The organism is Hypericibacter adhaerens, from assembly GCF_008728835.1.
In the GTDB taxonomy this organism is placed as follows: domain Bacteria; phylum Pseudomonadota; class Alphaproteobacteria; order Dongiales; family Dongiaceae; genus Hypericibacter; species Hypericibacter adhaerens.
In genome coordinates this window covers 824504-850697 of sequence record NZ_CP042582.1, presented here as the reverse complement: position 1 = coordinate 850697, position 26194 = coordinate 824504, and the positions used below count along the sequence as shown (strand labels likewise).

22 protein-coding genes are annotated in these 26194 nt (G+C 69.5%); 16 read left to right on the top strand and 6 right to left on the bottom strand.

Annotated elements, in window-relative coordinates; genetic code table 11:
• Nucleotides 1-2 precede the first annotated feature (2 nt).
• Entirely contained in the window at nt 3-407 is a 405-nt protein-coding gene (locus FRZ61_RS03785) for a DUF4170 domain-containing protein (RefSeq protein ID WP_151115051.1), read from the bottom strand.
• Between the two features lie 144 nt (nt 408-551).
• Here FRZ61_RS03785 and FRZ61_RS03780 point away from each other — a divergent pair, with 144 nt between their 5' ends.
• The 4 genes from FRZ61_RS03780 (at nt 552) to FRZ61_RS03765 (ending at nt 5223) form a co-directional block, all read left to right on the top strand.
• Nucleotides 552-1331, top strand: a complete 780-nt coding sequence (locus tag FRZ61_RS03780; protein ID WP_151115050.1) for a hypothetical protein — start codon at nt 552-554, stop codon at nt 1329-1331.
• Nucleotides 1332-1338: 7 nt separating this feature from the next.
• Nucleotides 1339-2856 (top strand): UbiD family decarboxylase, encoded by a 1518-nt coding sequence (locus FRZ61_RS03775; RefSeq protein WP_151115049.1) that lies wholly within the window; start codon nt 1339-1341, stop codon nt 2854-2856.
• Nucleotides 2853-3344, top strand: a complete 492-nt coding sequence (locus FRZ61_RS03770; RefSeq protein WP_151115048.1) for a GNAT family N-acetyltransferase — start codon at nt 2853-2855, stop codon at nt 3342-3344. The genes FRZ61_RS03775 and FRZ61_RS03770 overlap by 4 nt, the downstream gene beginning before the upstream one ends.
• A gap of 451 nt (nt 3345-3795) precedes the next feature.
• A complete protein-coding gene (locus FRZ61_RS03765) occupies nt 3796-5223 on the top strand; it encodes a TldD/PmbA family protein (RefSeq protein ID WP_151120666.1) in 1428 nt (475 codons plus the stop codon).
• A 182-nt stretch (nt 5224-5405) separates the two neighbouring features.
• Here FRZ61_RS03765 and FRZ61_RS03760 read toward each other — a convergent pair whose 3' ends face one another.
• Nucleotides 5406-6332, bottom strand: a complete 927-nt coding sequence (locus tag FRZ61_RS03760) for a diacylglycerol/lipid kinase family protein (protein ID WP_151115047.1) — start codon at nt 6330-6332, stop codon at nt 5406-5408.
• Nucleotides 6333-6532: 200 nt separating this feature from the next.
• On the opposite strand from FRZ61_RS03760, the gene FRZ61_RS03755 reads away from it, so the two are divergent.
• The 9 genes from FRZ61_RS03755 to lpxK all read left to right on the top strand — a co-directional run bounded on the left by FRZ61_RS03755 (nt 6533) and on the right by lpxK (nt 16882).
• Nucleotides 6533-7312: a UDP-2,3-diacylglucosamine diphosphatase gene (locus FRZ61_RS03755; RefSeq protein ID WP_151115046.1), complete on the top strand. Its 780-nt coding sequence runs from the start codon at nt 6533-6535 to the stop codon at nt 7310-7312.
• Nucleotides 7313-7353: 41 nt separating this feature from the next.
• The gene (locus tag FRZ61_RS03750; protein WP_151120665.1) at nt 7354-8349 is read left to right on the top strand and encodes a glycosyltransferase family 4 protein; all 996 of its coding nucleotides are present in this window, start codon (nt 7354-7356) and stop codon (nt 8347-8349) included.
• Nucleotides 8350-8425: 76 nt separating this feature from the next.
• On the top strand, nt 8426-9433 hold the full coding sequence (locus tag FRZ61_RS03745; RefSeq protein ID WP_151115045.1) for a glycosyltransferase family 4 protein: 1008 nt from the start codon (nt 8426-8428) through the stop codon (nt 9431-9433).
• Nucleotides 9434-9498: 65 nt separating this feature from the next.
• A complete protein-coding gene (locus FRZ61_RS03740; RefSeq protein WP_151115044.1) occupies nt 9499-10713 on the top strand; it encodes an adenylate/guanylate cyclase domain-containing protein in 1215 nt (404 codons plus the stop codon).
• 87 nt (nt 10714-10800) lie between these two features.
• Nucleotides 10801-11913 carry a glycosyltransferase family 4 protein gene (locus tag FRZ61_RS03735; protein ID WP_318526361.1) on the top strand — a complete coding sequence of 371 codons (1113 nt, stop codon included), beginning with the start codon at nt 10801-10803 and terminating at the stop codon, nt 11911-11913.
• Nucleotides 11914-12108: 195 nt separating this feature from the next.
• Entirely contained in the window at nt 12109-13902 is a 1794-nt protein-coding gene (locus tag FRZ61_RS03730; protein ID WP_225309096.1) for an ABC transporter ATP-binding protein, read from the top strand.
• Between the two features lie 4 nt (nt 13903-13906).
• Nucleotides 13907-14620: a lysophospholipid acyltransferase family protein gene (locus FRZ61_RS03725; protein ID WP_191909283.1), complete on the top strand. Its 714-nt coding sequence runs from the start codon at nt 13907-13909 to the stop codon at nt 14618-14620.
• Complete coding sequence (locus tag FRZ61_RS03720) at nt 14617-15921, top strand: 3-deoxy-D-manno-octulosonic acid transferase (protein WP_151115041.1); 1305 nt, start codon at nt 14617-14619, stop codon at nt 15919-15921. The genes FRZ61_RS03725 and FRZ61_RS03720 overlap by 4 nt, the downstream gene beginning before the upstream one ends.
• Nucleotides 15908-16882, top strand: a complete 975-nt coding sequence (lpxK, locus tag FRZ61_RS03715; RefSeq protein WP_151115040.1) for a tetraacyldisaccharide 4'-kinase — start codon at nt 15908-15910, stop codon at nt 16880-16882. The genes FRZ61_RS03720 and lpxK overlap by 14 nt, the downstream gene beginning before the upstream one ends.
• A gap of 158 nt (nt 16883-17040) precedes the next feature.
• Here lpxK and FRZ61_RS03710 read toward each other — a convergent pair whose 3' ends face one another.
• On the bottom strand, nt 17041-17925 hold the full coding sequence (locus FRZ61_RS03710; RefSeq protein WP_151115039.1) for a M23 family metallopeptidase: 885 nt from the start codon (nt 17923-17925) through the stop codon (nt 17041-17043).
• Nucleotides 17922-19469: an exodeoxyribonuclease VII large subunit gene (gene xseA / locus FRZ61_RS03705; protein ID WP_151115038.1), complete on the bottom strand. Its 1548-nt coding sequence runs from the start codon at nt 19467-19469 to the stop codon at nt 17922-17924. Before xseA ends, FRZ61_RS03710 begins: the two co-directional genes overlap by 4 nt.
• A gap of 163 nt (nt 19470-19632) precedes the next feature.
• On the opposite strand from xseA, the gene purD reads away from it, so the two are divergent.
• The 3 genes from purD to FRZ61_RS03690 all read left to right on the top strand — a co-directional run bounded on the left by purD (nt 19633) and on the right by FRZ61_RS03690 (nt 23765).
• Nucleotides 19633-20940, top strand: a complete 1308-nt coding sequence (gene purD, locus FRZ61_RS03700; protein WP_151115037.1) for a phosphoribosylamine--glycine ligase — start codon at nt 19633-19635, stop codon at nt 20938-20940.
• Between the two features lie 153 nt (nt 20941-21093).
• On the top strand, nt 21094-22689 hold the full coding sequence (locus FRZ61_RS03695) for a phytoene desaturase family protein (protein ID WP_191909282.1): 1596 nt from the start codon (nt 21094-21096) through the stop codon (nt 22687-22689).
• On the top strand, nt 22686-23765 hold the full coding sequence (locus FRZ61_RS03690) for a phosphotransferase (RefSeq protein WP_191909281.1): 1080 nt from the start codon (nt 22686-22688) through the stop codon (nt 23763-23765). Before FRZ61_RS03695 ends, FRZ61_RS03690 begins: the two co-directional genes overlap by 4 nt.
• Here FRZ61_RS03690 and FRZ61_RS03685 read toward each other — a convergent pair.
• Nucleotides 23762-25111 carry an amino acid permease gene (locus FRZ61_RS03685; protein WP_151115034.1) on the bottom strand — a complete coding sequence of 450 codons (1350 nt, stop codon included), beginning with the start codon at nt 25109-25111 and terminating at the stop codon, nt 23762-23764. The genes FRZ61_RS03690 and FRZ61_RS03685 overlap by 4 nt on opposite strands.
• A 25-nt stretch (nt 25112-25136) precedes the next feature.
• The gene (locus FRZ61_RS03680) at nt 25137-26033 is read right to left on the bottom strand and encodes an amino acid ABC transporter substrate-binding protein (RefSeq protein WP_151115033.1); all 897 of its coding nucleotides are present in this window, start codon (nt 26031-26033) and stop codon (nt 25137-25139) included.
• Nucleotides 26034-26194 lie beyond the last annotated feature (161 nt).

The window sequence follows — 26194 nt, the reverse complement described above, 5'->3', positions numbered from 1 at the left end:
GCTCAGGCGCCTTTCGGCCGCTCGGTGCCGTTCAGGATCTCGATGCGGAACCGGCTCATCGCGTCGTCGACCGTGGCCCAGGCGCGCTTCTGCCATTCGGCCTTGGCCTCGTCATAGCTCTCGAAGGGGCCGAACCACTGCTCCTTGCCGCTGGCCGGCTCGCGGAAGCTGGTGTCGCGGTAGCTGCCGCCGACGACCCAGAAGCTCTGCGGCGACTGGTCCTTCTCCGCCTCGATGCGAAAGCGCGCATGGGCGTTGTCGACCGTGCTCCAGGCCAGCTCCTGCCACTTGGCCTTGGCATCCTCGCGGCTGTCATAGGGACCGAAGCGCCGCACCGCCGTGCCGGGGGCCGGCTGGTCGAACTGCGTGTCCTGATACTCTCCCCCAACGACCCAATAGCGTGTCATGGCTCGAGACTCGGGTTGCATGAATGAACGCCCCTCACGGGAGACCAGGGGCCGGGTCGCCATCATAGCGCTCGAATGCCAAAAAGAGGGCGGAGCCGTCGAGCGTCGTTGCGCGAGACGGTGGGCGGGCTATAGTCCACCGCCATGGCTGACAAATCATTAATCGCTCCCGACGACTTCCGTCAAATCTACGACCTGTTCCAGGCCTCGATCTCGCGCTTCGACTGCGGCCGGAAATGCGCGCCCTTGAACGGCGGCGAGCCGGTCTGCTGCTCGACCCAGCATGCGGTCCCGGTGGTGCAGAAGGTCGAATGGGAGCTGCTGAAGAGCCGCACCGACATGTGGCGGCGCTTCAAGCCCTATGACCGCGCCACCCGCCAGATCGTCAAGGAGATCGGCTCCTCCTGCGCCGCGGTCGAATGCAAGGGAGCCCGCTTCTGCGAGCGCGACAACCGCAGCTTGGCCTGCCGCGCCTTCCCCTTCTTCCCCTATATCGACCGGGCCGGAAAGTTCATCGGCCTCGCCTATTACTGGGATTTCGAGGATCGCTGCTGGGTCATCTCCAACATGCAGGTGGTCGAGGCCGCGTTCCTCGCGGATTTCGTGAAGGCCTTCGAGTTCCTGTTCCAGCGCGACCCCGAGGAGTATGACAATTTCAAGTCGCACTCGGCCTCGATGCGCCGCGTCTTCTCGCGCCGGAAGAAGCCGATCGTCTTCATCGGCCGCGAGGGCGGCTTCTTCGAGGAGCGGCCCTATGGCAAGGGCATCCGCGCGATTCCGGCGGCGAGGCTGCCGAAATTCGGTCCCTACCGCTCCGACCGCGCCTATGAGCGGGCGCTGAAGGAGGCCCAGGCGGAAGCAGCCGCCGTCGAGCGGCACCCCGACCCGCATCCGGTCGGCGATCCGGCCCGCGCCAGCGCCTAGTTCGTTCATGGCCTATCGTTCGCTTCGCGACTTCATGGCCCGGCTGGAGACGGCGGGCCGGCTGAAGCGCGTGCGCGCACCGGTCTCGCCGGTCCTGGAGATGACCGAGATCCAGACCCGGCTCCTGGCCGAGGAAGGCCCCGCCATCCTGTTCGAGACCGTGCAGGACGGGTCGCGGCGCTGGGACATGAAGGTGCTGGTCAATCTCTTCGGCACGGTCGAGCGCGTGGCCTGGGGCATGGATCGCGAGCCGTCGGAGCTGCGGGCGCTGGGCGAGCAGCTCGCCTTCCTGAAGCAGCCCGAGCCGCCGGGGGGCTGGCGCGAGGCGCTGGAGATGTTCCCGCTCCTCAAGACCGTCATGGCGATGAAGCCCAAGACGGTCGGCAGCGCGCCCTGCCAGGAGATCCTGCTCCAGGGCGGCGAGATCGATCTCGAGCGGCTGCCGGTCCAGACCTGCTGGCCGGGCGAGCCGGCGCCGCTCATCACCTGGCCGCTGGTGGTGACGCAGGGACCGCGCCCCAAGGAGGACCGCGCCGACAATTTCAATCTCGGCATCTACCGCATGCAGCTCCTGGGCAAGAACCAGACGCTGATGCGCTGGCTCAAGCATCGCGGCGGCGCGCAGCATCATGCGCGCTGGAAAGAAGCGAAGCGCGAGCCTCTGCCGGTCGCGGCCGTGATCGGCGCCGATCCCGGCACGATCCTTGCCGCCGTGACGCCCGTCCCCGACACCCTGTCGGAATACCAGTTCGCGGGGCTACTGCGCGGCGAGAAGGTCGAGCTGGTCGATTGCAAGACCGTGCCGCTCAAGGTGCCGGCCGAGGCCGAGATCGTGCTCGAGGGCCATGTGAGCCTCGAGGATTATCGCGACGAGGGCCCCTACGGCGACCATACCGGCTACTACAATTCGGTCGAGCCGTTCCCCGTCTTCACGGTCAGCGCCATCACCATGCGGCGCGACCCGGTCTACCTCTCGACCTTCACCGGAAGGCCGCCCGACGAGCCCTCGGTGCTGGGCGTGGCCCTCAACGAGCTCTTCGTGCCGCTGTTGAAGCAGCAGTTCCCCGAGATCGTCGATTTCTGGCTGCCGCCCGAGGGCTGCTCCTACCGCATCGGCGTGGTCTCGATCCGCAAGGCCTACCCGGGCCACGCCAAGCGGGTGATGATGGGGATCTGGTCGTTCCTCCGGCAGTTCGTCTACACCAAGTTCGTGATCGTGGTGGATGACGATATCGACGTGCGCGACTGGAAGGACGTGATGTGGGCGATCTCGACCCGCATGGACCCGGTCCGCGACCTGACGCTGGTCGAGAACACGCCGATCGACTATCTCGATTTCGCGAGCCCGGAATCGGGCCTCGGCGGCAAGGTGGGGATGGACGCCACCAACAAGCTGCCGCCTGAGACCAGGCGCGAATGGGGCCGCAAGATCCGCATGGACCAGGCCGTCATCGACAGGATCGACAAGCTCTGGCCGAGCCTCGGGCTGCCCGGCAGCGGCAAGAGCATCTGGAAGCCGAAATGACGGCCGAGCCCGTCGCGGCACCGGCCTTCGCCATCCGCCGCGCGCGGCCCGACGAGGCGCAGGCCCTGACCGAGCTCTCGCTGCGCTCCAAGGCGGTCTGGGGCTATGAGCCGGGCTTCCTCGCGCGCTGCCGTGCGGCCATGACGCTGACGCCGCAGAAGCTCCGCGCCCATCCTTTCTATGTGGCGCAAGACGCCGGCGGCATCCTGCTCGGCTTCTATAGCTTCGAGCCCGAGCGCGGCGGCGTCGGGCTCGACATGTTCTTCGTCGAGCCCGAGGCGATCGGCCGCGGCGTCGGCCGCGCGCTCTGGGACCATGCGGTCGCGGCCGCGCGGGCGCTCGGCCATCGCGAGATGGTGGTGGTGAGCGACCCCAATGCCGCGGGTTTCTACCAGCGGATGGGTTGCCGGTCGGCCGGTGCCGTCCCATCTGAGATCGATCCCGCCCGGTTCCTGCCCGTCTTTCGCTACGGGCTGGAGCCACGGTAAGCTCGCCCGCCCGATTCCACCTTTTCCTGCCGTCCTCACCGGAGTGCTCCCCCCAATGGCTGCCCGCAAGACTTCTGCCCGCAAGTCCCGCGCCAAAACGGCGAAGCCGAAGAAAAAATCCGCCGCAAAGAAGAAAACGAGCGCCAAGAGCAAGCCGGCCGGCAAGAAGGCGGCCGTGAAGAAGAAGACCGTCCGGCAGCCGGCGGCAAAGAAGGCGGCAGCAAAGAAGAAGGGTGCGGCGAAGAAGGCCCCCGCCGCCAAGCGCCCGCCGAAAGCGAAGGCGGCACCGAAGACCAAGACGGCGCCAAAGCCCCAAACCGCGTCCAAAGCAAAGACCGCCCCGAAGGCGAAGGTCGCGAGCCAGGCCGGCGCCGCGTCGGCCCCCGCGCCGCGCCGCCTGCCCAGCGCCAAGCGCAGCCCCCAGGGCCGCGAGGCGGCCGCGCGCAAGGCCATGCACCGCCCGCTGCCACGCGAGGCCGCGAGCCCGCGGCCGGCGCCCAAGGCCCCGGCGAAGACCAAGCCCAGCGCCGCCGCCGCGCCGAGCCAGGCCGGCGACCTCAACATCCTGGCCGACCTGATCGCGGACGCGAAGCGCGCCGGGGCCGATGCCGCCGACGCGCTCCTGGTGCGCGGCACCTCGCTGTCGCAGGCGATGCGCCTCGGCAATCCCGAGAAGCTGGAGCGCTCGGAGGGCCAGGATCTGGGCCTGCGCGTGCTGATCGGCAAGCGACAGGCGATCGTCTCCACCAGCGATCTCAACCCCGCCCTGCTCAAGGATCTGGTCGAGCGTGCGGTGGCGATGGCGCGCAGCGTGCCGGAGGATCCCTTCATCGGCCTCGCCGGTCCCGACGAGATCGCGCAGGGCTGGGTCTCGCTCGACATGGCCGACCCGACCGAGCCCGATCCGGTCTGGCTGCTCGACTTCGCGAAGGCTGCCGAGGAATCGGCGCGCGCCGTCAAGGGCGTCACCAATTCCGAAGGCGCCGAGGCGAGCTGGGGCCGCAGCCAGGTCAGCCTCGTCGCCTCCAACGGCTTTGCCGGTGGCTATGTGACCTCGCGCTTCGGGCTCGGCGTCTCGGTGCTGGCGGGCGAAGGCACCGCCATGGAGCGCGACGACGACTTCACCTCGGCGGTCTATCGCGCCGATCTCAAGGACCCGGTCGAGATCGGGCGCAATGCCGGGGAGCGCGCCGTGCGGCGCTTGAATCCGCGCAAGGCCGAGACCGCGCGGCTGCCGGTCGTCTTCGAAACCCGCACGGCCAATTCCCTGGTCGGCCATCTGGTCGGTGCCATCAACGGCTCCGCGATCGCGCGCGGCACCAGTTTCCTCAAGGACAAGATGGGGACCCCGGTGCTGCACAAAGGTCTCGACATCGTCGACGACCCCTTGCGCCGGCGGGGCCTGCGCTCGCGCCCCTTCGACGGCGAGGGCATCGCCGCTCAGCAGCGCAAGCTGGTCGAGGACGGCGTGCTCAAGAGCTGGGTGCTCGATCTGCGCTCCGCGCGTCAGTTGAAATTGAAGAGCACCGGCCATGGCTCGCGCGGCACCTCCTCGCCGCCCTCGCCCTCGGCCACGAATATCTATCTCACCCCCGGCCAGCGCACGCCGGGCGAGATCGTCGGCGACATCAACAAGGGCTTCTACGTCACCGACCTGATGGGCTTCGGGGTCAACGGCCTCACCGGCGATTACAGCCGGGGTGCCGCCGGCTTCTGGATCGAGAAGGGCGAGATCGCCTATCCGGTGAGCGAGGTCACCATCGCCGGCAACCTCAAGGACATGTTCCTGAAGCTCGAGCCCGCCAACGACCTCGAGTTCAAATACGGCACCGACGCGCCGACCACGCGCGTCGACGGGATGACGATCGCGGGGAAGTAGCGCGTCGACTGCGGCAACAGCTCATCTGCGTCACCCCCCTTCCTTACCTTCCCCCACAAGGGGGGAAGGGATGGGAACAACGGGGTCTGCCCCTCGTCACCTGTATCCGATAGAACCGCTGCTTTTAGTTATCCCCTCCCCCTTGATGGGGGAGGGTCAGGGAGGGGGTGGGGCCGCGGGGCTCACCCCCGCCGCGCCGGGGCCACCATCGTCAGCGGGCGCTCGGCCAGCCGGATCGTCACCGGCAGATGGGCGATCACGTCGCCGTCGCCCTGGACCGGGTCGCCTTCGGGCCCCTCGATCACGACCTCGCGCGCCGGCAGGAGCGTGATGCTCTTCATCTTCGGCAGCAGGCCCAGCGGCAGGGCCAGCGCATAGCGGACGAGATTCCAGCGGCCGCCCTTGGTGAAGAGGCAGACCTGGAACTCGGGCCGGTCGAGCCGCGCGCGGGGCGCCAGCACGAAGCGCCCGCCGTAATAATGGCCCTTCGACACGACCACCGAGGCCGCCTCGTGCCAGACGCCGTCCACCCGCACGCGGTAGCGCGGGAAGGAGAAGCGGAAGGCGAGCCGGAGCATGGTCCAGACATAGGCGAGCTTGCCGATCTTGCGCTTGAGCGCGGGATCGACGGTGGCCACCACATGGGCGTCGAAGCCGGCACCGGCCATCAGGACGAAATTCCGCTCGTTGGCGCGGCCCGGCCAGATCGTGTACATCGCCCCTGCAGCCGCGGCATCGACCGCGTCGCCCATATCCATCATGCCGAGCTCGGCCGCCAGCACATTGGCGGTGCCGAGCGGGATGATGCCCAGCGGCAGCTTGGCACCCGCGGAGAGCGCCCCGTTGACGGCTTCGTTGATGGTGCCGTCGCCGCCGGCGATCAGCAGACGCGAAGCCCGCGCTTCGCCCGAGGCGGTCCGCGCCAGCGCCTCGGCATCGCCGCGCGCCTGCGTCTCCAGGATCTCGCAATCCCAGCCGCGATGCTCGAGGGCCGCCAGCGCATGGTCGAGCCGGCGCCGCCGGCGCCCGCCGGCGGTGGGATTGAAGATCACCAGGAAGGAGCGGTCCTTGGTGGCGGCGGAACCGGCGAGAGGGGCGGCCAATGTCATCGGTCGATCACGGGAAAGGTCACTGATGTCGGATCCGAGTCACTTCTATTCACCATTTATGACGCGATGGTGAATTTTTATTGGAGAGCGGCGCAATATACAGGTTCTTTGTTGTAAGGCCAGAAGATAAAGCGGTAGAGCCATGCAACGGATAGGCAATGCTGATTCGCTGACCTGGCAACAGAGATTCAGAGCCGACCATGAACCACGCGCGCGCGGCGCATCGGTATCGCGCGATCTTCATTTCCGACGTCCATCTCGGCACGCGCGGTTGTAAGGCCGAGTTCCTGCTCGATTTTTTGCGGCACAACGAGTCGGAATTCCTCTACCTCGTCGGCGACATCATCGATTGCTGGCGGCTGCGGCGCTCCTGGTACTGGCGCCAGAGCCACAATGACGTGGTGCAGAAAATCCTGCGCAAGGCGCGCAAAGGGACGCATGTCGTCTATGTGCCCGGCAATCACGACGAGCCCTTGCGCGACTACAACGACATGCAGTTCGGCGGCATCACGGTGCTGAACGAGACCCTGCATGAAACCGCCGACGGCCGGAAGCTCCTCGTCGTCCATGGCGACGATTTCGACGGCATCGTGAAATACGCCCGGTGGTTGGCCTATCTCGGCGACTGGGCCTACAACTGGATGGTGCGCGCCAATCACTGGTTCAACATCGCGCGCCGCCAGATGGGCTATCCCTACTGGTCGCTCTCGGCCTATCTCAAGCAGCGCGTCAAGGACGCGGTCAAATATATCGACGATTACGAGCATGCCGTCGCCGAGGAGGCGCGCCGGCGCGGCGTCGACGGCGTGGTCTGCGGCCATATCCACAAGGCCGAGATCCGCACCATCGAGGGCGTGCTCTATTGCAATGACGGCGACTGGGTCGAAAGCTGCACGGCGCTCGTCGAGCATTGGGACGGGCGGCTCGAGATCGTCAACTGGGCCGAGGTCCGGCAGGCCTCGATGCTCGAGCTGGCATGATCCGCCGGATCGCCGATTTGCACCCTCCCCTCGCCCGATCCTTGCGCATCCTGATCGCGACCGACGCCTGGCGCCCGCAGGTCAACGGCGTGGTGCGCACGCTGGGCCGCGTGACCCATGAGCTGGAAGCGCAGGGCCACCAGGTGGAGGTGGTCGGCCCCGACCGTTTCCGCACGCTCCCCTGCCCGACCTATCCGGAGATCCGGCTGGCGCTGCTGCCCGGCCGCCGCGTCGCGCGCACGATCGAGAATTTCAAGCCGGACTGCATCCATATCTCGACCGAGGGGCCGATCGGCCGCGCCGCCCGGGCCTGGTGCCTGAAGCATGGCCATGCCTTCACCACCGCCTATCACACCAAGTTCCCGGAATATGTCCGCGCACGCTGCGCCGTGCCGCTGGCCTGGAGCTACGCCGTGGTGCGCCGGTTCCACGCGCCCTCGACCAGCGTGATGGTCGCGACCGACAGCATCGCCAGCGAGCTCCTGGCGCATGGTTTCACCAACATCCGGCGCTGGTCGCGGGGGGTCGATACCGAGCTGTTCCGCCCGCGCGACGACAAGGATTTCCTCAACCTGCCGCGGCCGATCCATCTCTATGTCGGGCGGGTGGCGATCGAGAAGAACATCGAGGCCTTCCTCGAGCTCGACCTGCCGGGCAGCAAGCTCGTCGTGGGCGACGGGCCGCAACTGCCCGAACTGAAGAAGCGCCATCCCGGCGCCTTCTTCGCCGGCGAGAAGCATGGCGAGGAGCTGGCCCGCCACTACGCCGCGGCCGACATCTTCGTCTTCCCCAGCCGCACCGACACCTTCGGCCTGGTGCTGCTCGAGGCGCTGGCCTCGGGCCTGCCGGTCGCGGCCTACCCGGTGCCGGGTCCGCTCGACGTGATCAATGGCAGCGGCGTCGGCGCCCTCCACGAGAACCTGAAGAGCGCCATCGAGGCGGCCCGCGACATCGACCCGGGCCTCTGCCGCGCCCATGCCCTCGAATTTTCCTGGGCCGCCTCGGCGCGCCAGTTCCTGGGCAATCTGGCGGCCTGATTCGGGGAACCTCGGGCGGTTAGGCCCTGTTGCTATAATCCGGCCGACCGTCACAGCACCGAGTCGGCTGGCCCCTTTGCGCATCCTCATCGCCACGGATCTCTGGCTGCCGCTGCGCCACGGCGTCGAGCGGATGCTGCACAAGCTGGCCGCGGAGCTCGTCCGGCAAGGCGACAAGGTCGAGGTGATAGGCCCCGACCGTTTCAAGCTGGCCCGGTCCTCGTTCGACCCCTCGATTTCACTCGCCGCCAATGCCGTGGACAGCATCGGGCCGATGATCGACGGATTCGCACCGGAAGCCCTCCATATTGCGACCGAGGGGACCGTGGGTTTCGCGGCAAGGGGCTGGTGCCTCAAGACGCGCCACCCCTTCACCAGCTCTTACATGACGAAGCTGCCCGAATTCGCGCAAGAACGGTCTGGCGCGGAGCCCGAGACGCTCTACGCCAAATTGCGCCAGTTTCATGTGCCTTCGGCCCGCGTTCTCGTTCCGGCCGAAAGCATCGCCGCAGAGCTGCGGGCGAAGGGCTTCCGGAACCTCCAGGTCTGGCCCTTCGGCGTCGATACCGAGCTGTTCCATCCGGGCCGGCGCGGCGCGTCCGACCTGGAGCGGCCGATCCATCTCTGCGTCGCCCGGATCTCGGCCGAGAAGAACCTCGAGGCCTTCCTCGATCTCGACCTGCCCGGCAGCAAGATCATGATCGGCGACGGCCCCCTGCTCGAGGAATACAAGCGCGCCTATCCGGGGGTGCTGTTTCCGGGGACCCAGGAAGGCGAGGCGCTGGCCCGGTTCTATGCCGACGCCGATGTCTTCGTCTTTCCCGGCCGGACCGATACCTTCGGCCTGGTCATCCTGGAGGCCCTGGCCTCGGGCCTGCCGGTCGCAGCCTATCCGGTGCCCGGCCCCAAGGACATCCTCGCCGGCAGCGGCGCCGGTGCGCTCGACGAGGATCTGGGCCGTGCCGTCAAGGCCGCCCTCGCGGTCCCCCGCGAACGGGCTCGCGCCCATGCCCTGACCTTCTCCTGGGCCGAATCGGCCCGGCGGTTCCGTGAGCTCCTGACGCCCTTTCCCCACCGGCCCTGAGGGAAAGAGACCGGGGCAACAGAATTTTCCCTGGCCGTCCGGCGGCGATGGCGGAAAATGGGGGCATGAATCCGCAGGACATCGATCAGATCGAAACCTGGCTTGTCGCCGCCGGCCTGGCCGGGAAGGCCGAGATCAAGCTGCTCGAGGGTTTCTGCGAGCGCTGCCGGGCGGCCGGCCTCGCGCTCTCGCGCAGCATCGCGGTCATCGACACGCTGCATCCGATCTATGAGGGTCGGGGGTTCCGCTGGCGCGACGACGGCCAGGAGGAGAAGCCCATCATCGAGTACGGGCCCACCAACGAGGGGCCGGCCGCCGAGACCTGGCAGCGATCCCCGTTCAATCATCTCCTGACCGTCGGCGCCAACGAGATCCGCCGCCGGATCGGCCATGGCGATCCGATCGATTTCTCCATGCTCGATGAACTCAAGGCGGAGGGGCATACCGACTATGTCGCCCTGGTTCACCGGCTCGACCGCGATCACCAGATCGGCGGCATGGACTGCGTCTATTCCTCCTGGGTGACGCGCCGCCCCGACGGTTTCACGGACGGCGATCTCGCGGCCCTGCGCCGCCTGGTTCCGGCGCTGGCGCTTGCGATCAAGTCCGCCTCGTTGGCGCGCATCGCCGGCACGCTGGTCGAGGTCTATCTCGGCCGCGATGCCGGCCAGCGGGTCTTGAGGGGGCGCATCTCGCGCGGGGTCGCCGACTGGATCAACGCCGTTCTCTGGTATTCCGACCTTCACAACTACACCTCGATCGCCGACAGCGCCGAACCCGACCAGATCATCCCGTTCCTCAACGACTATGCCGATCTCGTCATCTCCGCGGTCCACGAGGCGGGCGGCGATGTGCTGAAGCTGATCGGCGACGGGACGCTCGCCATCTTCAATGCCTCGGATCCGGCCGAGGCCTGCCGCAGCGCGCTTCGCGCCGAGGCGATCCTGCGGGGCAAGATCGCCGAGCTGAACCGACGCCGCACCGCCGAGAACCGCCCGGTGACCTCGGTCTATCTCGGCCTTCATATCGGCGACGTGTTCTACGGCAATATCGGCAGCGAGAACCGGCTGGACTTCACCGTGGTCGGGCCCGCCGTCAACGAGGTCAGCCGCATCGCCTCGATGTGCCGCTCGGCCGATCGCAGCATGCTGGTGTCGGCCGCCTTCACCGCCGCGGCGCCCGAATCCGACCGCGCCAAGCTCGTCTGCGTCGGCCGCTACGCCCTGCGCGGCGTCGGGCGGGCGGACGAGCTTTTCACCCTCGATCCCGCCCTGCTGTAGGCCGCAGGCCCGCATCGGGCCCGCCTGACGATTTCGCAACCTGCCCGCAAGCTTCAAGTAAGGTTCGCATAGCAGGATGGCCCGGCCATGGCAGCCACGGGCCTGCCCGTCTATGATGCCGCCGTCCCGCATCCCGAGAGTGTCATCTTGCGCATCCTGATCGTGACCGACCTCTGGCATCCGACCGTCAACGGCACGGTGCAGATGATCGATCAGGTCAGCCGTCATCTGGTGCCGCTCGGCCACAAGGTCAGGGTGATCGGACCGAAGCATTTCAAGATGGTACCCTTTCCCGGCGATCCCGAGGTGCGGGTGGCGGTGCAGCCGGAGAAGACCATCGGTCCGCTGATGGCGAATGCGCGGCCGAATGCGATCCATATCGCGACCGCGGGGCCCGTCGGCGTCGCCGCCCGCAATCTTCTCGGCGCGAAGCGCATCCCCTTCACCACCGCCTTCTGGACCCGCTCGCCGGAATATCTGAAGGCGCGTTTCGGCGTGCCGCTCGAGACGACCTACGCGACGCTGCGGGCGTTTCATTCCGTCTCGCGCTGCGTGATGGTGCCGAGCGAAGGCATCATCGCCGAGCTCAAGGCGCTCAAGGTCGGCCGCAACCTCAAGCTCTGGCAGGTGGGAACGGACACGGCGCTGTTCCGGCCGCGCGACAAGGGCTTCCTCGACCTGCCGCGCCCGATCCATCTCAATGTCGGACGGGTCACAATCGAGAAGAATCTGGAGGCCTTCCTCAAGCTCGACCTGCCGGGCAGCAAGCTCGTGGTCGGCGACGGGCCGGAGCGCGCCCGGCTGCAGAAGCAGTTCCCCGATGCCCATTTCGTCGGGACGAAGCAGGGCGAGGAACTGGCGCAGCATTACGCGGCGTCGGATGTCTTCGTCTTCCCCAGCCGCACCGACACGCTGGGGCTGGTGATGATGGAGGCCATGGCCTCGGGCCTCCCCGTCGCCGCCTATCCGGTCACGGGCCCGAACGAGGTGATCGGCGACAGCGGCGCCGGTGTGCTCGACGAGGATCTGGGCAAGGCCATCGCGGCCGCCCGGAAGATCGACCCCGCCCATTGCCGCGACTATGCGATGCGCTTCTCCTGGGAGCGCTCGGCGCAGGAGTTCCTGTCCCTGCTGGCGCCGATCAAATCCGGTGCGGGCAAAGGATCGCCCGCAAGCGGCAAGCCGGAGCTCTCGGCCTGAAACCTTTCCCCTCCCCCTCGAGGGGGAGGGAAAGAGAGCCGGGCAAGGCGGCCGCGCCTTCACTTTCAGCCGAAGCCCTTGACCGGCAACGGCTTGTCGGTAGATTCGCGCCTGCCGTGCTATCCTTCCGGCCGCATGACGAGCAGCCCTCCGCCCCAACCGCCAGCCCCGCGCCCCGGCACCCGCGTCCCGCCGATGCGCCGGCTCCTGGCCGACCATGTCAGGCCCGAGCTGCCGCGCCTGGCGGCGGCGCTGATCTGCATGGCGATCGTCTCGGCCGCGACCGCGGCGCTGGCCTGGCAGATGCAGCCCATCCTCGACCGCGTCTTCGGCGAGCGGGATCTCGCGGCGCTGCGGGCGGTGGCGATCGGCACCTTCGCGATCTTCGCGGTCAAGGGCTTCGCCTCCTACGGCCAGTCGGTGCTGATGATCCGCATGGGCCTCGCCATCGTCTGCGGGCTGCAGAAGCGCCTGTTCCGCCATGTGGTGGGCGCCGACCTCGTCTTCTTCCATGACCGGGCGCCGGGCGACCTCGTCTCGCGCGTGATCAACGACTGTGCGCAGCTCCGCGACGCGCTCTCCACGCTGCTCACCAACATCGGCAAGGATGCCCTGACGCTGGTGGGGCTCGTGGCGGTCATGTTCTATCAGGACTGGTTCCTGGCGCTGATCGCCTTCATCGTCATTCCGGTGGCCGTGTTGCCGATCGCGCGGGTCGGAAGGCGCGTGCGCCGGCTGGCCAAGGGCACGCAGCAGGAGACCGGCGGGCTCGCGACGCTGCTCGACGAGGTCTTCCACGGCGCCCGCCAGGTGAAGGCCTATGGCATGGAGGCGGCCGAGACCGCGCGCGCCGATGCCGCGGTCGACCGGCTGTTCCGGCTGCAGCTCAAATCGGGGCGCACCCGTTCGGCGCTCCAGCCGGTGATGGAGCTCCTGGGCGGGGCCGCCATCGTCGCCGTCATGCTCTATGGCGGCCATCAGGTGGTGGAAGGCGCCCGATCGCCCGGCGCCTTCTTCTCCTTCATCACCGCCGTGCTGCTGGCCTACGAGCCGCTGAAGCGCCTCGCCAACGTCAATGCCGCGATGCAGGCGGGACTGGGCGCCGCCGACCGCATCTTCGCGCTGATCGACATGGAGCCCGGCGTCACCGACCGGCCGGGCGCCAAGGCGCTCGCGATGCGGGGCGGTGCGATCCGGCTCGAGCGGGTGAGCTTCGCCTATGGCGGGGCGGACGCGGCGCCGGCGCTCGACGGCGTCGATATCGACGTGCCGGCCGGCGCCACCGTGGCGCTGGTGGGGCCGTCGGGCGCCGGCAAATCGACCGTCTTCAACCTGATCCCGCGTTTCTTCGATCCGCAATCGGGCCGCGTGCTGGTGGACGGGCAGGATGTCCGCGAGCTGACGCTGGCCTCGCTGCGCCGCTCGATCGCGCTGGTGAGCCAGGACGTGCTGCTGTTCGACGACAGCATCCGCGCCAACATCCTCTATGGAAGGCCCGAGGCCACCGAGGCCGAGGTGATCGAGGCGGCGAAGGCGGCCCAGGCCTGGGATTTCATCGAGGCGCTGCCGCAAGGGCTCGACATGATGGTGGGTCCGCGCGGCGCCAAGCTCTCGGGCGGCCAGCGCCAGCGCATCGCCATCGCGCGCGCCATGCTGCGCAACGCGCCGATCCTGCTGCTCGACGAGGCGACCTCGAACCTCGATCCCGAGAGCGAGCGCGCGGTGCAGACCGCGCTGGCGCGCCTCATGCGCGGGCGGACCACGCTGGTGATCGCCCACCGCCTCGCCACGGTCGCGGCCGCGGACTGCATCTATGTGCTGGAGCAGGGCCGCGTGGTGGAGAGGGGTCCGCATCCGGAATTGCTGGCGCTCAATGGCACCTATGCCCGCCTGCATGCGCTCCAGTTCCGGGACGGCCCGGGCGACGGCGAAGCGAGCGCCGACATCCCGGTCGAGGCCCCGCCTGCCGAGCGCCGGCGCCAGGCCTGAGGCGATGCGGCTGTCGCGCCGGCTGCTGGCTTCGGGGCCCGTCCAGTCGCTGCTGGCGTTCCTGATCGCCCTCTATCTGCGCATCGTCGGCGGGACGACGCGCTGGCAGCGCGAAGGATTCGAGGCGTTGGAGGCGCTTCGGGCCGAGGGCAAGCCGCTGATCTTCTGCTTCTGGCATGGAAGGCTCGCGATGATGCCGCTCTGCCACCGCGAAGCGCGCTCGGCTTCCGTGCTGGTCTCGACCCATCGCGACGGCAGGCTGGTCGCCCGCACCCTGCGCCATCTGGGCCTGGCCGCCATCGACGGTTCCCGCACGCGCGGCGGCGAGGCCGCCAGCTTGCGCTGCCGCACGCAGCTCAATGCGGGCGGGATCGTGGCGATGGCACCGGATGGGCCGCAGGGACCGCGCATGCGGGCGGCGTCCGGCATCGTCCAGCTCGCAGCCTTGACCGGCGTGCCGATCCTGCCCGCGAGCGTGGCCACCAGCCGCCGGCGCGTGCTGGGATCCTGGGACCGCTTCCTGCTGCCGCTGCCCTTCGGCCGCGGGCTCTATCGCATCGGCGCGCCGATCTCGGTGCCCCGCGAGGCGGATGCGGGCGCCATCGAGGCGTCGCGCATGGCGCTGGAGCGCAGCCTCAACGAGCTTTCCGCCGATTGCGACCGGCGCATGGGCCATGCCCCGATCGAGCCCGCCGCTCTCGAGGGCGCCGTCCGATGATGAAACGGCTCTACGGGCTGGCCACCGATCTGGCGGGTCCCTGGCTCGAGCGCCATCTCGAGCGCCGCGCCGCGCGCGGCAAGGAGGATGCGGACCGCCTCGCGGAACGGCGCGGCCAAAGCCGGATCGCTCGGCCGCCGGGGGCGCTGCTCTGGCTGCATGGCGCCAGCATCGGCGAGACGGGCTCGCTGCTGCCGCTGATCGCGCCGCTGCGCCGGCAATGCCCGGGATTGCAGCTCCTCGTCACCTGCGGCACCTCCGCCGCCGCGATCCTGCTGGCGAAGACCTTGCCCGAGGGTGCCGTCCAGCAATATCTGCCGCTCGACCGTCGGGCCTGGGTCGAGGCGTTCTTCGATCATTGGCGTCCCGATGCCGGCCTCATCGCCGATTCCGAGCTCTGGCCCAACCTCCTGTTCGCGGCACGGCAGCGGCATCTGAAGCTGGCGCTGGTGAACGGGAGGCTCTCCGAGAAATCCTTCCGGCGCTGGCGCCATCTGCCGGGCTTCGCCGGCGAGATCCTGCGCTCCTTCGCCGTGATCGCCGCGATCGACGAGACGCAGCGCGACCGCTTCGTGGATCTGGGTGCCGCCAATGCCGTCGCGACCGGCAATCTCAAGGCCGCGGCACCCGTGCCGGCCTGCGACGAGGCCGAGCTGGCGCGCTTCAGGGCCGCCTGCCAGGGGCGCAAGGTCGTCCTGCTGGCCAGCAGCCACGAACCCGAGGAACGTCTCCTGACCTTGGCGCTGGCGCCGCTTCTGAGCGAGGCGCAGCGCCCGCTGCTGCTGCTGGCGCCGCGCCATCCGGCGCGCGCCGACGCGATCGCCGAGGCGCTGCGTCCCGCAATGGCGGAGGGCCACGCACTCAAGCGCCGCTCGCAGGGCGACCTGCCGGGATCGGAGGACGGCGCCTATCTGGCCGACAGCCTCGGCGAGATGGGGCTCTGGTTCCGCCTGGCCGACATCGTGATCATGGGCGGCTCGCTCGCCCCGAAGGGCGGCCATAACCCGATCGAGCCGGCCTGGCTCGGCCGCGCGATCCTGACCGGACCGCATCTCGACAATTTCGCGGATCTCTATGCCCGCCTGGCCGCCGCCGGCGGTTGTCGCCTCCTGCCCGACGCGCCGTCCTTGGCCGGGGCCACCATGGCCCTGCTGGCCGATCCCGCCGCGCGCGGGGAACTGGGACAGGCGGCTCAACGTTTTGCGCGGGGCGAGGCGGCCGTCCTCGACCGGACGCTGGCGGCGCTGGCGCCGGTCACGGAGGCCCTCGCCGCCGCGGGGAGGTTTCATGCGGGCACCTGAATTCTGGAATCGCCGCTCCGTCGGCATCATGGCGCTGCTGCTGTCGCCGATGGCGCTGCTCTACCGGCTGGGATTCCTGCTGCGGGCGGCGATGGCGCGGCCGCGCCGCGCCTCGGTTCCCGTCCTCTGCATCGGCGCCGCCAGCGTGGGCGGGGCGGGCAAGACGCCGCTCGCCTTCGCCATCGCCCGGCAGCTGCGCCAGCAGGGCCGCAAGCTTCACATCGTCAGCCGCGGGTATGGCGGCAACGAGCGCGGCCCCTTGCGCGTCGATCCGGCCCGCCATCTGGCGAGCGAGGTCGGCGACGAGGCGCTGCTGCTGACGCAGGCCGCCCCCGTCTGGGTCGCGCGCGACCGCCTCGCCGGCATCGAGGCGGCCGCCCAGGAAGGGGCCGATCTGGTGCTGCTCGATGACGGGCTGCAGAACCCGACCCTCGCCAAGACCGCCTCGATCCTCACGGTCGACGGCATCACCGGCTTCGGCAATGGCTGGCTCCTGCCGGCGGGACCGCTGCGAGAACCGGTCGGGAGGGCCGCCCAGCGCTGCCAGGCCGTCGTCATCGTCGGCGCCGACGAAGCCGAGGCCGCGCGCCGCCTGCCCGCCGCGCTGCCGCGCTTCGCCGCGACCCTCGAGCCGATCCAGGGCGAGACGCTCAAGGGCAAGCGCTGGTACGCCTTCTGCGGGCTGGGCTCGCCCGAGAAGTTCCGCCGCACGATCCGCGGCCTCGGCCTCGATGTCGCCGGCGGCAAGGCCTTCCCCGATCATCATCGCTACAGCGACAAGGACCTCGCCGAACTGCGCGCCGAGGCCGAGCGGGCGAACGCGCGGCTGCTGACGACCCGCAAGGACTGGCTGCGGCTCAAGCCCGATCAGCGCGGCGGCGTCACCCCGCTCGACATCGTCCTGCGCTTCGAGGACGAGGCGGCGTTCGACGCGCTGCTGCAACGGCTGCTGGCGCGGTAGCAGGCATCGAGAGTCTCGACGATAGATCGCGCGGCCCCTCCCCCTACCCCCTAAGGGGAGGGGGCCGGAACAACACACATCACGCCCCCTCCCCTTGCGGGAGGGGGTAGGGGGAGGGGTGCCGCACACGCGATGTCTGACGTCACAAGCGCCGCGCCTCACTCGCCCGTCGCGGCCGGTTTCTTCACGGTGGCGTATTCCGCCGGCATGGGCGGCACCAGGAGCTGCGGGTCGAGGCGGACATCGCGCCAGTTCATGCCCCAATGGACATGGGGGCCGGTGGCGCGCCCGGTATGGCCGATGCGGCCGATGACGGTCCCCTTGGAGACGAAGAGGCCGGGATGGACCAGCACCGCCGACATATGGATCAGGATCGAGGTCAGGCCCTGGCCGTGGTCGATGATGACGGTGCCGCCGGTGAGCAGCATGCCGGTCTCCGCCAGCCGCACGATGCCATCGGCGGGACTCCTGATCGGCGTGCCTTCGGGGGCCGCGATATCGACCCCGACATGCGGCTGCCGCGGCACGCCGTTCAGGATCCGGACCGAGCCATAGACGCCCGAGATCGGCCCCAGCGCCGGCCAGTCGAAGCCGCCGGCATACCAGGCGACCGTCGCCTGCGGAATCCGCGCGGCGTTGATCTTGGCCTGGTCGGCCGCGATCTTCGCCTCCTCCTCGGCGTCGGGCGTCACCGTGTTCTGCGGCAGGCCGTCGATCTTCTGCACCTGGTAGGTCCGCGGCTCGATCGCGAGCACCCGCTCCTCGACCGTGCCGTCCGCATGCTCGACGCGGAGCTTGGCATCGGGCGGCGCGTCGCGATTGAAGCCGAGCAGGAATTCGCCGGCGGGCGAGACCGTGATGGCGGCGCCGTCGAGCCAGACGCGGGCTCCGGGCTCGACATGGCCGAACAGCAGTCCGCCCTGGGTCTTGTGGCCTTCGAGCGTCGTGGGCGCCGCGGCCCGGGCGCGCGCCCATGGCGCCATCAGCAGCGCGCCGAGGGCGGCACCCGTCTTGAGCCAGAAGCGGCGGGAGCGGCCGCTCATAGCAGCGAGCCTTGCGGGCCGCCGTCCTTGGGCCCGCCTTTCTTCGGTTTTGGGGCCGGCGGCGCCGGGTCGTCCGATGCGGGACGCTTGGCCGCGCGCGACGGCTTGCCGGCCGCCTCGGCGATGGCGGGGATGACGCCGTCGCCGAACGTCAGGCTGAGCTTCATCCCGGCCGTGACCGCGGCCGCCTGGGTCACCGGGCGCTCCGCCATGTCGCGCACCAGCACGAAGCCGCGCCGCAGCACGCTTTCATAGGAGAGCCCCTCGAGCAGCCGCGCCAGCCCGTCCAGCGCCAGCTTGCGCCGCTCGATCAGCGCCGCCACCAGTGCCGGCCGCAGGCCCGCCGCGACGCGGTCGAGCCCGCGCTCCTTCTTCACGGCAAAGGCCTCCATCGCCTTCTTCAGCACCTCGGCACCATGCGCAAGCTCCTGGCGCTTGCGCCGGATCATCTCGGCCGGCGTCACCAGCCGCGCGGCCAAGGTCGCCACCTGGCGCTGGCGCTCGGCGAAGAAGCCGCGCTCGGCCACCTTGAGCCGCTCGATCCAGCCGTCGAGCGCCTGGGTCTTGTCCTCGATCAACCGGCGCGGCTCGGGCAGGCCGCGCGCCAGGCCCTCGATCTCGGTACGGCGATGGGCCAGGTCGCGCGCCATGGCACGGGCGAGCCGATGGCCGTTCTCGGCGAGGGCCGCCATGAGCTCGGCGCGCACCGGCACCGCCATCTCGGCCGCGGCCGTGGGCGTCGGTGCCCGCTTGTCGGCGGCGAAATCGATGAGCGTGGTGTCGGTCTCGTGCCCGATCGCGGCGATCAGCGGGATGGCGCTGGCCGCGGCCGCGCGCACCACGATCTCCTCGTTGAAGGCCCAGAGATCCTCGAGGCTGCCGCCGCCGCGCGCGACGATGATGAGATCGGGCCGCGCCACCGGGCCTCCGGGCGCCATCGCATTGAAGCCGCGGATCGCGGCCGCGACCTGCTCGGCCGCCCCCTCGCCCTGCACCGCCACCGGCCAGAGCAGCACCGGCCGCGGGAAGCGGTCGGCGAGGCGATGGAGGATGTCGCGGATGACCGCGCCCGTGGGCGAGGTGATGACGCCGATCACGCCGGGCAGCACCGGCAGCTTCTTCTTGCGCGCCTCGTCGAACAGCCCCTCGGCCGCGAGCTTCTTGCGCCGCTCCTCCAGGAGCTTCAAGAGCGCGCCCTCGCCCGCCAGCTCCACCGAATCGATGACGATCTGGTATTTCGAGCTGCCGGGATAGGAACTGATGCGCCCGGTCGCGATCACCTCCATGCCATGCTCGATTCGCAGCCGCAGGCGCCCGACCGTGCCGCGCCAGCAGACCGCGTCGATCACGGCGTCCTCGTCCTTGAGGCTGAAATAGAGATGGCCCGAGCCGTGATAGTTGGGCTTGGAGACCTCGCCGCGCACGCGCACGCGCTGGAAATTGTCCTCCAGCGTCGCCTTCACGGCGCGGCTGATCTCGGAGACGCTGTATTCGGGCAGGTTGTGGCCGCGGGCCTCGCCCGCCGGGATCCGGCTTTCGCTCATGCGGCCATTCTATGCTAAGAACCCGCGCCGGCGGCACCCCTCCCCCTACCCCCTCCCGCAAGGGGAAGGGGCTGGAACGATAAACATCTCGCCCCCTCCCCTTGCGGGAGGGGGTAGGGGGAGGGGTGAGCCGCGCGCGATCGACGAAAAGGAGAACACACGCATGCGGATCCTGGTGGTCGGGTCGGGCGGACGCGAGCATGCGCTGTGCTGGGCGATCGCGGCCTCGCCGCTCTGCGACAAGCTCTATTGCGCGCCGGGCAATGCCGGCATCGCGGCCGAGGCCGAATGCGTGCCGATCAAGGTGGACGAGCTCGACAAGCTGGTCGGCTTCGCGCGCGACTCGAAGATCGATTTCGTCGTGGTCGGCCCCGAGGCGCCGCTGGTGGCGGGCCTGGCCGACAAGCTGCGCGCCGCCGGGATCAAGACCTTCGGGCCGTCCGGCCCCGCCGCGGCGCTCGAAGGCTCCAAATCCTTCATGAAGGAGCTCTGCGCCAAATACGGCATCCCGACCGCCGCCTTCCGGCGCTTCACCGAGGCCGGCCCCGCCAAGGCCTATGTCCGCGAGCGGGGCGTGCCGATCGTGGTCAAGGCCGACGGGCTCGCCGCGGGCAAGGGCGTGGTGGTGGCGCAGAGCCTCGAGGAGGCCGACAAGGCCATCGAGTCGATGCTGGTGGCGCGCGAGTTCGGCACGGCCGGCGCCGAGATCGTGGTGGAAGAGTTCCTGTCGGGCGAGGAGGCGAGCTTCTTCGCGCTGGTGGACGGCAAGACCGCGCTGCCGCTGGCCTCGGCGCAGGACCACAAGACGGTGGGCGAAGGCGATACCGGCCCCAACACCGGCGGCATGGGCGCCTATTCGCCGGCCCCCATCGTCACCGACGCGATGGCCGAGCAGGTGATGCGGACGATCATCCTGCCAACCGTGAAGGCCATGGAGGCCGAGGGGCGTCCTTTCACCGGCGTACTCTTCGCCGGCCTGATGATCGGACCCAAGGGGCCGCGGCTCCTCGAATACAATGTCCGCTTCGGCGACCCCGAATGCCAGGTGCTCTGCCTGCGGCTGATGTCGGACATCCTGCCGGCGCTGATCGCCGCCGCGGACGGGATGCTGGCCAAGTTCCATCTGCGCTGGAAGACCGAAGCGGCGCTCACCGTGGTGATGGCGGCGCAGGGCTATCCGGGCGCCTACAAGAAGGGCACCGAGATCCGCGGGCTCGACCGCGCCGCTGCGCTCAAGGATGTCGTGGTGTTCCATGCCGGCACCGAGCGCAGCAAGGACGGGCGCGTACTGGCCACTGGCGGCCGCGTGCTGGGCGTGAGCGCCCTCGGCAAGTCCGTGGCCGAGGCCCAGGCCCGCGCCTATGCCGCCGTCGACCAGATCGACTGGCCGGAAGGCTTCTGCCGGCGCGACATCGGCTGGCGCGCGATCGGCGCGCGCGGCGGCGAGGCGGAGATCGAGCGGGAGAAGTGAGAACGCTCTCTCGCGCTGTCCCTTACCGTCATCCCCGCGAACGCGGGGATCCACGTCAAAGCCTGGTGACCTGGATCAAGATGGATCCCCGCGTTCGCGGGGATGACGAAAGAGAGCATTGTCGCCAGAGACGCATTCGGAAGGGAACCGCGCGTGACTGAAGCATGGGACGCGATCGTCATCGGGGCCGGGCATAACGGGCTCGCCGCGGCGGGCTATCTCGCCAAGGCCGGCAGGCGCGTGCTGGTGCTGGAGCGCCGAGAGGTGGTCGGCGGCGCCGTGCTGACCGAGGAGTTCCATCCGGGCTTCCGCAACTCGGCCGCGGCCTATGTGGTGAGCCTGCTGCGCCCCGAGGTGATCCGGGAGCTCGAGCTCAAGAAGCACGGCTTCGAGACGATGCGCATGGGCGGCTCCTTCGGCGCCTTCGGCGACGGGCGCTCGCTGCTCTTGAGCGGCGGCGAGGCCGCCGACCGCGCCGAGGTGGCGCGCTTCTCCAACCGCGACTGGGACGCGATGGGCCGGCTCGGCGCGCTGCTGCGCAAGGCGGGCGATCTGGTGCGGGCCGAGATGCTGGTCGAGCCGCCGCGGCTTTCCGGCGGCGGGTTCGCCGATCTTCTCGGCGGCTGGCGGCTGGGACGCGGCCTCAAGGGGCTCTCGCCCGAGGAGCGCCACCAGTTCCTGCAGCTCTTCCTGACGCCAGTCGGCACGATCCTCGAGAAATATTTCGACAGCGACGCGGTCAAGACCATGTATGCGGCGACCGCGACCGCCGGCGCCTTCGTGGCGCTGGACGAACCGGGCTCGGCGATCAACCTGCTGCATCTGGGCATCGGCGAGGTCGAGGGCGAGCGCGGCGCCTGGCACCTGCCGAAGGGCGGCATGGGCACGGTGACGCAAGCCATGGCCAAGGCTGCCCAATCCTTCGGCGCCGAGATCCGGGTGAAGGCGCCGGTCGCGACCGTCCTGATCGAGGACGGCCGCGCCATCGGCGTGACGCTCGAGACCGGCGAGGCGATCCGCGCGAAGGTCCTGCTTTCCAACGCCGATCCCAAGCGCACTTTTCTCGGCCTCGTCGGCGAGGCGCGCCTGCCGGAGGCATTCGCCGCCGGCATCCGCAGCTACCGCATGGCCTCGGGCTCCTTCCGCGTGAATTTCGCGCTTTCGGGCGTGCCGGAATTCGCCTCGCGCCCCGGCGCCGGCATCGGCCCGCAGCATAAGGCCTTCATCCGCATGGTGCGGGACTATGCCGCCTATGACGAGGCCTTCCGCGCCGCCAAGCGCGGCGAACTGCCGGCCGACCCGATCCTCGACGCGGTGATCCCGACCGCGACCGATCCGAGCCTGGCGCCCGAGGGCTGCCATATCCTCTCGATCCTGGCGCAGCACTATCCTTACGAACTGGCGAACGGCCGCACCTGGGACAGCGCGCGCGCCGAGGCGGTCGAGGGCATCCTCGCCACGGCCGAGCGCTACATCCCCAACCTCCGCAAGCTGGTGCTGGGCTGGCGCGCCTACAGCCCCGCCGATCTCGAGCGCGTCTTCGGCCTCACCGGCGGCGACGTCTATCACGGCCAGCTCGATCCCGGTCAGATCTTCTCGCTCAGGCCCCATCCCGACGCCGCGCAATACCGCACGCCGATCAAGGCGCTCTATCTCTGTGGCGCCGGCGCGCACCCCGGCGGCGGCGTCTCGGGCGCGCCGGGCCGCAACGCCGCGATGCGCGTGCTGAAGGACTGGCGGCGCTTGTGAGCCGGCGCTTCACCGAGCCGCCGCCGGCGATCCGCGAAAGCAAGCCCGGCTGGCGCGAGGTGCCGGCCTCGCTGGTCGCCGAGATCGAGCGCATCGCGAAGGCGCCGATCGCGAATGCCGACATCGCCTGGGGCGGCTATTCGCCCTCGGCCTCGTTCCATCTGACGCTCGGCGACGGACGCCGCCTTTTCGTCAAGGGGACCCATCCGGGCCAGACGCGCGAGGGCCGCCTGTCGCTGGCGCAGGAGATCGAGAATTACCGCGCCCTTCCCATTCTCGGCGGCCTCGCTCCGGATTTCATCGGCACGGCCGAGGAAGGCGACTGGTCGATGCTGCTGCTCGAAGCCATCCCGGAAACCGGAAAAGCCCTGCCCTGGAGCCGCGCCAAGCTCGCGCGGCTGGCGGCGGCGCTGGCCGCGTTCTACGACCGCGCGCGGCCGGAAGCCGCCCGCTGGTCGCGGCCCGATTCCTACCGCTCGCTCGCCGTCGATCTGACCGATCCCGACTCGGGCTGGCTCCTGCTGGCGCGCTCCCCCGAAGAGCAGGCAGGGCTGCTCTCGCTGTTCCAGGACCACGCCGCGGCGAGAGCCTGGCTCGAGCGAGCCCTGCCGCCTTTGGTCGAATTGCAGGCTGCCGCCCCGGCGCTGCTGCATCCGAAGGAGGACCGCGCGGTTTCGCTGATTCACCTCGACTTGCGCTCGGACAATCTGCTGTTCCGGCCGGACGGCGCGCCGGTGCTGCTCGACTGGTCCTATCTCACCCCAGGACCGGTGGCGCTCGACGCCGTCTTCTTCGCCCCCAGCGTCGAGGGCGAAGGCGGGCCGCCTGCCGGCGAGACCGTCGCCTTGTTCGAGCGCGCGATGAATCTGCGCTTCCCCTTGCGCGACCAGCAGGTGGCCCTCGCCTTCGCCGCCGGCTATTTCGCCGACAAGGCCTGGCTGCCGCCGCCCCCGGGCCTGCCGCGGCTCCGGTGGGTGCAGCGGATGCAGCTCGCGGTCTGCCTGCGCTGGGCGGAAGAGCTCATCGGCCTGCCCCAGCCGCCGCCGATGATCGGGCAAGGCACGGCTGCAACCTAGAGCGCCGAGCGGGCCTGGTCCTGATCGATCACGACGGGCTTCGCCGGACCGTTGCCGTTGTTGCCGCCGAAGGCGAGGAAGACGCGGAAGAGCGGTGCCGTCGCCAGGCCCAGCGCCATGCTGACGGCGACGGCGGTGCCGGCCGAGGCGACGATCACGGCGAGGCAGTAGGCGATGGTGATCAGGCCGACCCAGATGAAGGAGCGCGTGACCACCTTCGCCTGGACGTAATGGGCGATCGAGACGGCCGCGAAGATGTAGGGCGTCAGCACCAGCAGCACGGCGATGTCGGCCAGCACCATGAAGGTCTCGCCGATCGAGGGCGACACGGTCGCGAACACGATGGCGCTCATGATGATGGAGACGATGACGAGGCCCAGCACCGGCACGCCGCGCGAATCGGTCCGGGCGAACATCGCGGGGAAGAGCCCGTCCTTCGCGGTCGCCAGCGCTGTCTCGGCATTGATCAGGGTCCAGCCGCCGAGGCAGCCCGAGGCCTTGACGATGGCGCAGAGGGTGATGAACGTGCCGCCGACCGGCCCCAGTGCGCGCATCGCCGCATCGGCGAAGGGCGCCGTCGAATGGCGCAGCGCGTCGTTCGGGATGATGCCCATGATGGCGGTGGTGCTCAGCACATAGACGAGGGCCGCGATCAGCACGCCCAGCAGCGTCGCCCGGCCGATGTTCTTCTCCGGGTCCTTGACGACGGCGGCGGCGACCGAGGCGCTCTCGACCCCCATGAAGGACCAGAACATGATCGAGACCGCGGCCGAGATCGCATGGAACTCGCCGAGCCCCGCCGGATTCCAGCCCGTGCGGAAGATCTCGGGATCGAAGAAGAGCCAGCCGCCGATCCCCACCAGCGCGATCGGCCCGATGCCGAGCAGCGTGGTGACGGTCTCGAACCGCGTCACCAGCCGCGGCCCGATCATGTTGAGGAAGGCCGAGAGCCAGACCACGACCACGGTGGCGCAAGCGCCGATGAGCGGCACCCGGAGCGCCGGAAAGAAGACGGCGATATAGCCGGTCATGGAGGTGGCGATCGCGATGTTCGCGACCACGTTCGAGAACCAGTAGAGCAGGTTGCACTGGAAGCCGGCGAAATCGCCGAGCGCCTCGCGCGCATAGGCGTAAGGTCCGCCGGCCTTGGGGCTCACCCGCCCGAGCCTCGCGAACATGTAGCCCATGATGAAGGCGCCGGGCGCCGTCACCAGCCAGCCGAGCGAGGCGATGCCGCCGATGCTCGCCATCACCGTCGGCATCATGAAGATGCCGGCACCGATCATGTTGCCGGCCACCAGCATGGTCGCGGGGAAAAGGCCGATCTGCCGGGCGCTCGAGCTCATCGCTTGCCTTCCCTCTTCCGCCCGCTCATTCGGGAACCGCCATGGCGCGGATCTGCGGCTGCAGCTCCCCGGCCCTCGCACCGAAATAGGTCTTGAGCAGCGCCGCGAATTCCGGGGTTGCGTAGAAATCGGTCAGGGCGCGGTCCACCAGCAGCCGCAGATCGCTGTCGCCCCTGGCGAGCGCGATCCCATAGGGCTCCCGCGTCAGGAGCCGGTTGCCAACCACCAGACGAGCAGGATCGCGCGCCTGCGACAGCAGGCCCAGGAGCAACGCCTGGTCGGCGCAATAGGCGTCGATCCGGCGCGCTTCGAGCGCCGCCAGCCCCTGGTCGTGCCCTTCGAACTCGACGAGATCGACGCTGTACTGGCCTTCCGCGACGGCCTGGCGCAGCACCGTCTCGGCCGTGCTGCCCTGGCGCACCCCGATCCGGCTGCGGAGATAGGGCGTGAGGCTCGGCGAGCGCGGCGGGCTGATGCTGCGCTCGCCCAGGAACAGCTCATGGAGATCGCGCGGCGAATCGCGGCGCAGCAGGCCGGTCATGCCGGTCGTGAAGATCGCCTGCGAGAAATCGACCTTCTCCCGGCGCTCCAGCGTCTGGGTGATGGCGCCGCAGAGAAGATCGATCTTGCCCGACGCCACCGCGTCGAAGGCATCGACCAGGCTGATCTCGGTGTAGCGGACGGCGATGCCGGGAACGATCTCGCGGATCCTGGCGACCACATGATTGCAGAGATCGATCGCATAGCCGGTGGGCGGGCCGCCGGCATTCTCGATGGCGAAGGGCGCCTGGCCCGGCACGAAGCCGATATGGACCGCGTTGCCCGCCGCGATCCGGTCGAGCGTCTGCGCCGATGCCGGGCCGGAGAAAAGACAAATCCAGAGAACGCCCGCCACAGCGAGCATGAAGGCCCGACGACCCATTCTTGCCGCCATCCCCGACCGCGCCCGAAGATCGATGGCGTCAATCTAACCTGAAACACCCCCTCCCCCTACCCCCTCCCGCAAGGGGAGGGGGCTGGCACAACAAACATCTCGCCCCCTCCCCTTGCGGGAGGGGGTAGGGGGAGGGATCAGCGCCAGGG

What these genes read in the sequence shown, in the direction of transcription:
- FRZ61_RS03785 (WP_151115051.1), bottom strand. Translation starts at nt 407, where the DNA reads ATGACACGCTATTGGGTCGTTGGGGGAGAGTATCAGGACACGCAGTTC.
- FRZ61_RS03780 (WP_151115050.1), top strand. Translation starts at nt 552, where the DNA reads ATGGCTGACAAATCATTAATCGCTCCCGACGACTTCCGTCAAATCTAC.
- FRZ61_RS03775 (WP_151115049.1), top strand. Translation starts at nt 1,339, where the DNA reads ATGGCCTATCGTTCGCTTCGCGACTTCATGGCCCGGCTGGAGACGGCG.
- FRZ61_RS03770 (WP_151115048.1), top strand. Translation starts at nt 2,853, where the DNA reads ATGACGGCCGAGCCCGTCGCGGCACCGGCCTTCGCCATCCGCCGCGCG.
- FRZ61_RS03765 (WP_151120666.1), top strand. Translation starts at nt 3,796, where the DNA reads ATGCACCGCCCGCTGCCACGCGAGGCCGCGAGCCCGCGGCCGGCGCCC.
- FRZ61_RS03760 (WP_151115047.1), bottom strand. Translation starts at nt 6,332, where the DNA reads ATGACATTGGCCGCCCCTCTCGCCGGTTCCGCCGCCACCAAGGACCGC.
- FRZ61_RS03755 (WP_151115046.1), top strand. Translation starts at nt 6,533, where the DNA reads ATGAACCACGCGCGCGCGGCGCATCGGTATCGCGCGATCTTCATTTCC.
- FRZ61_RS03740 (WP_151115044.1), top strand. Translation starts at nt 9,499, where the DNA reads ATGAATCCGCAGGACATCGATCAGATCGAAACCTGGCTTGTCGCCGCC.
- FRZ61_RS03735 (WP_318526361.1), top strand. Translation starts at nt 10,801, where the DNA reads ATGGCAGCCACGGGCCTGCCCGTCTATGATGCCGCCGTCCCGCATCCC.
- FRZ61_RS03730 (WP_225309096.1), top strand. Translation starts at nt 12,109, where the DNA reads ATGCGCCGGCTCCTGGCCGACCATGTCAGGCCCGAGCTGCCGCGCCTG.
- FRZ61_RS03725 (WP_191909283.1), top strand. Translation starts at nt 13,907, where the DNA reads ATGCGGCTGTCGCGCCGGCTGCTGGCTTCGGGGCCCGTCCAGTCGCTG.
- FRZ61_RS03720 (WP_151115041.1), top strand. Translation starts at nt 14,617, where the DNA reads ATGATGAAACGGCTCTACGGGCTGGCCACCGATCTGGCGGGTCCCTGG.
- lpxK (WP_151115040.1), top strand. Translation starts at nt 15,908, where the DNA reads ATGCGGGCACCTGAATTCTGGAATCGCCGCTCCGTCGGCATCATGGCG.
- FRZ61_RS03710 (WP_151115039.1), bottom strand. Translation starts at nt 17,925, where the DNA reads ATGAGCGGCCGCTCCCGCCGCTTCTGGCTCAAGACGGGTGCCGCCCTC.
- xseA (WP_151115038.1), bottom strand. Translation starts at nt 19,469, where the DNA reads ATGAGCGAAAGCCGGATCCCGGCGGGCGAGGCCCGCGGCCACAACCTG.
- purD (WP_151115037.1), top strand. Translation starts at nt 19,633, where the DNA reads ATGCGGATCCTGGTGGTCGGGTCGGGCGGACGCGAGCATGCGCTGTGC.
- FRZ61_RS03685 (WP_151115034.1), bottom strand. Translation starts at nt 25,111, where the DNA reads ATGAGCTCGAGCGCCCGGCAGATCGGCCTTTTCCCCGCGACCATGCTG.
- FRZ61_RS03680 (WP_151115033.1), bottom strand. Translation starts at nt 26,033, where the DNA reads ATGGGTCGTCGGGCCTTCATGCTCGCTGTGGCGGGCGTTCTCTGGATT.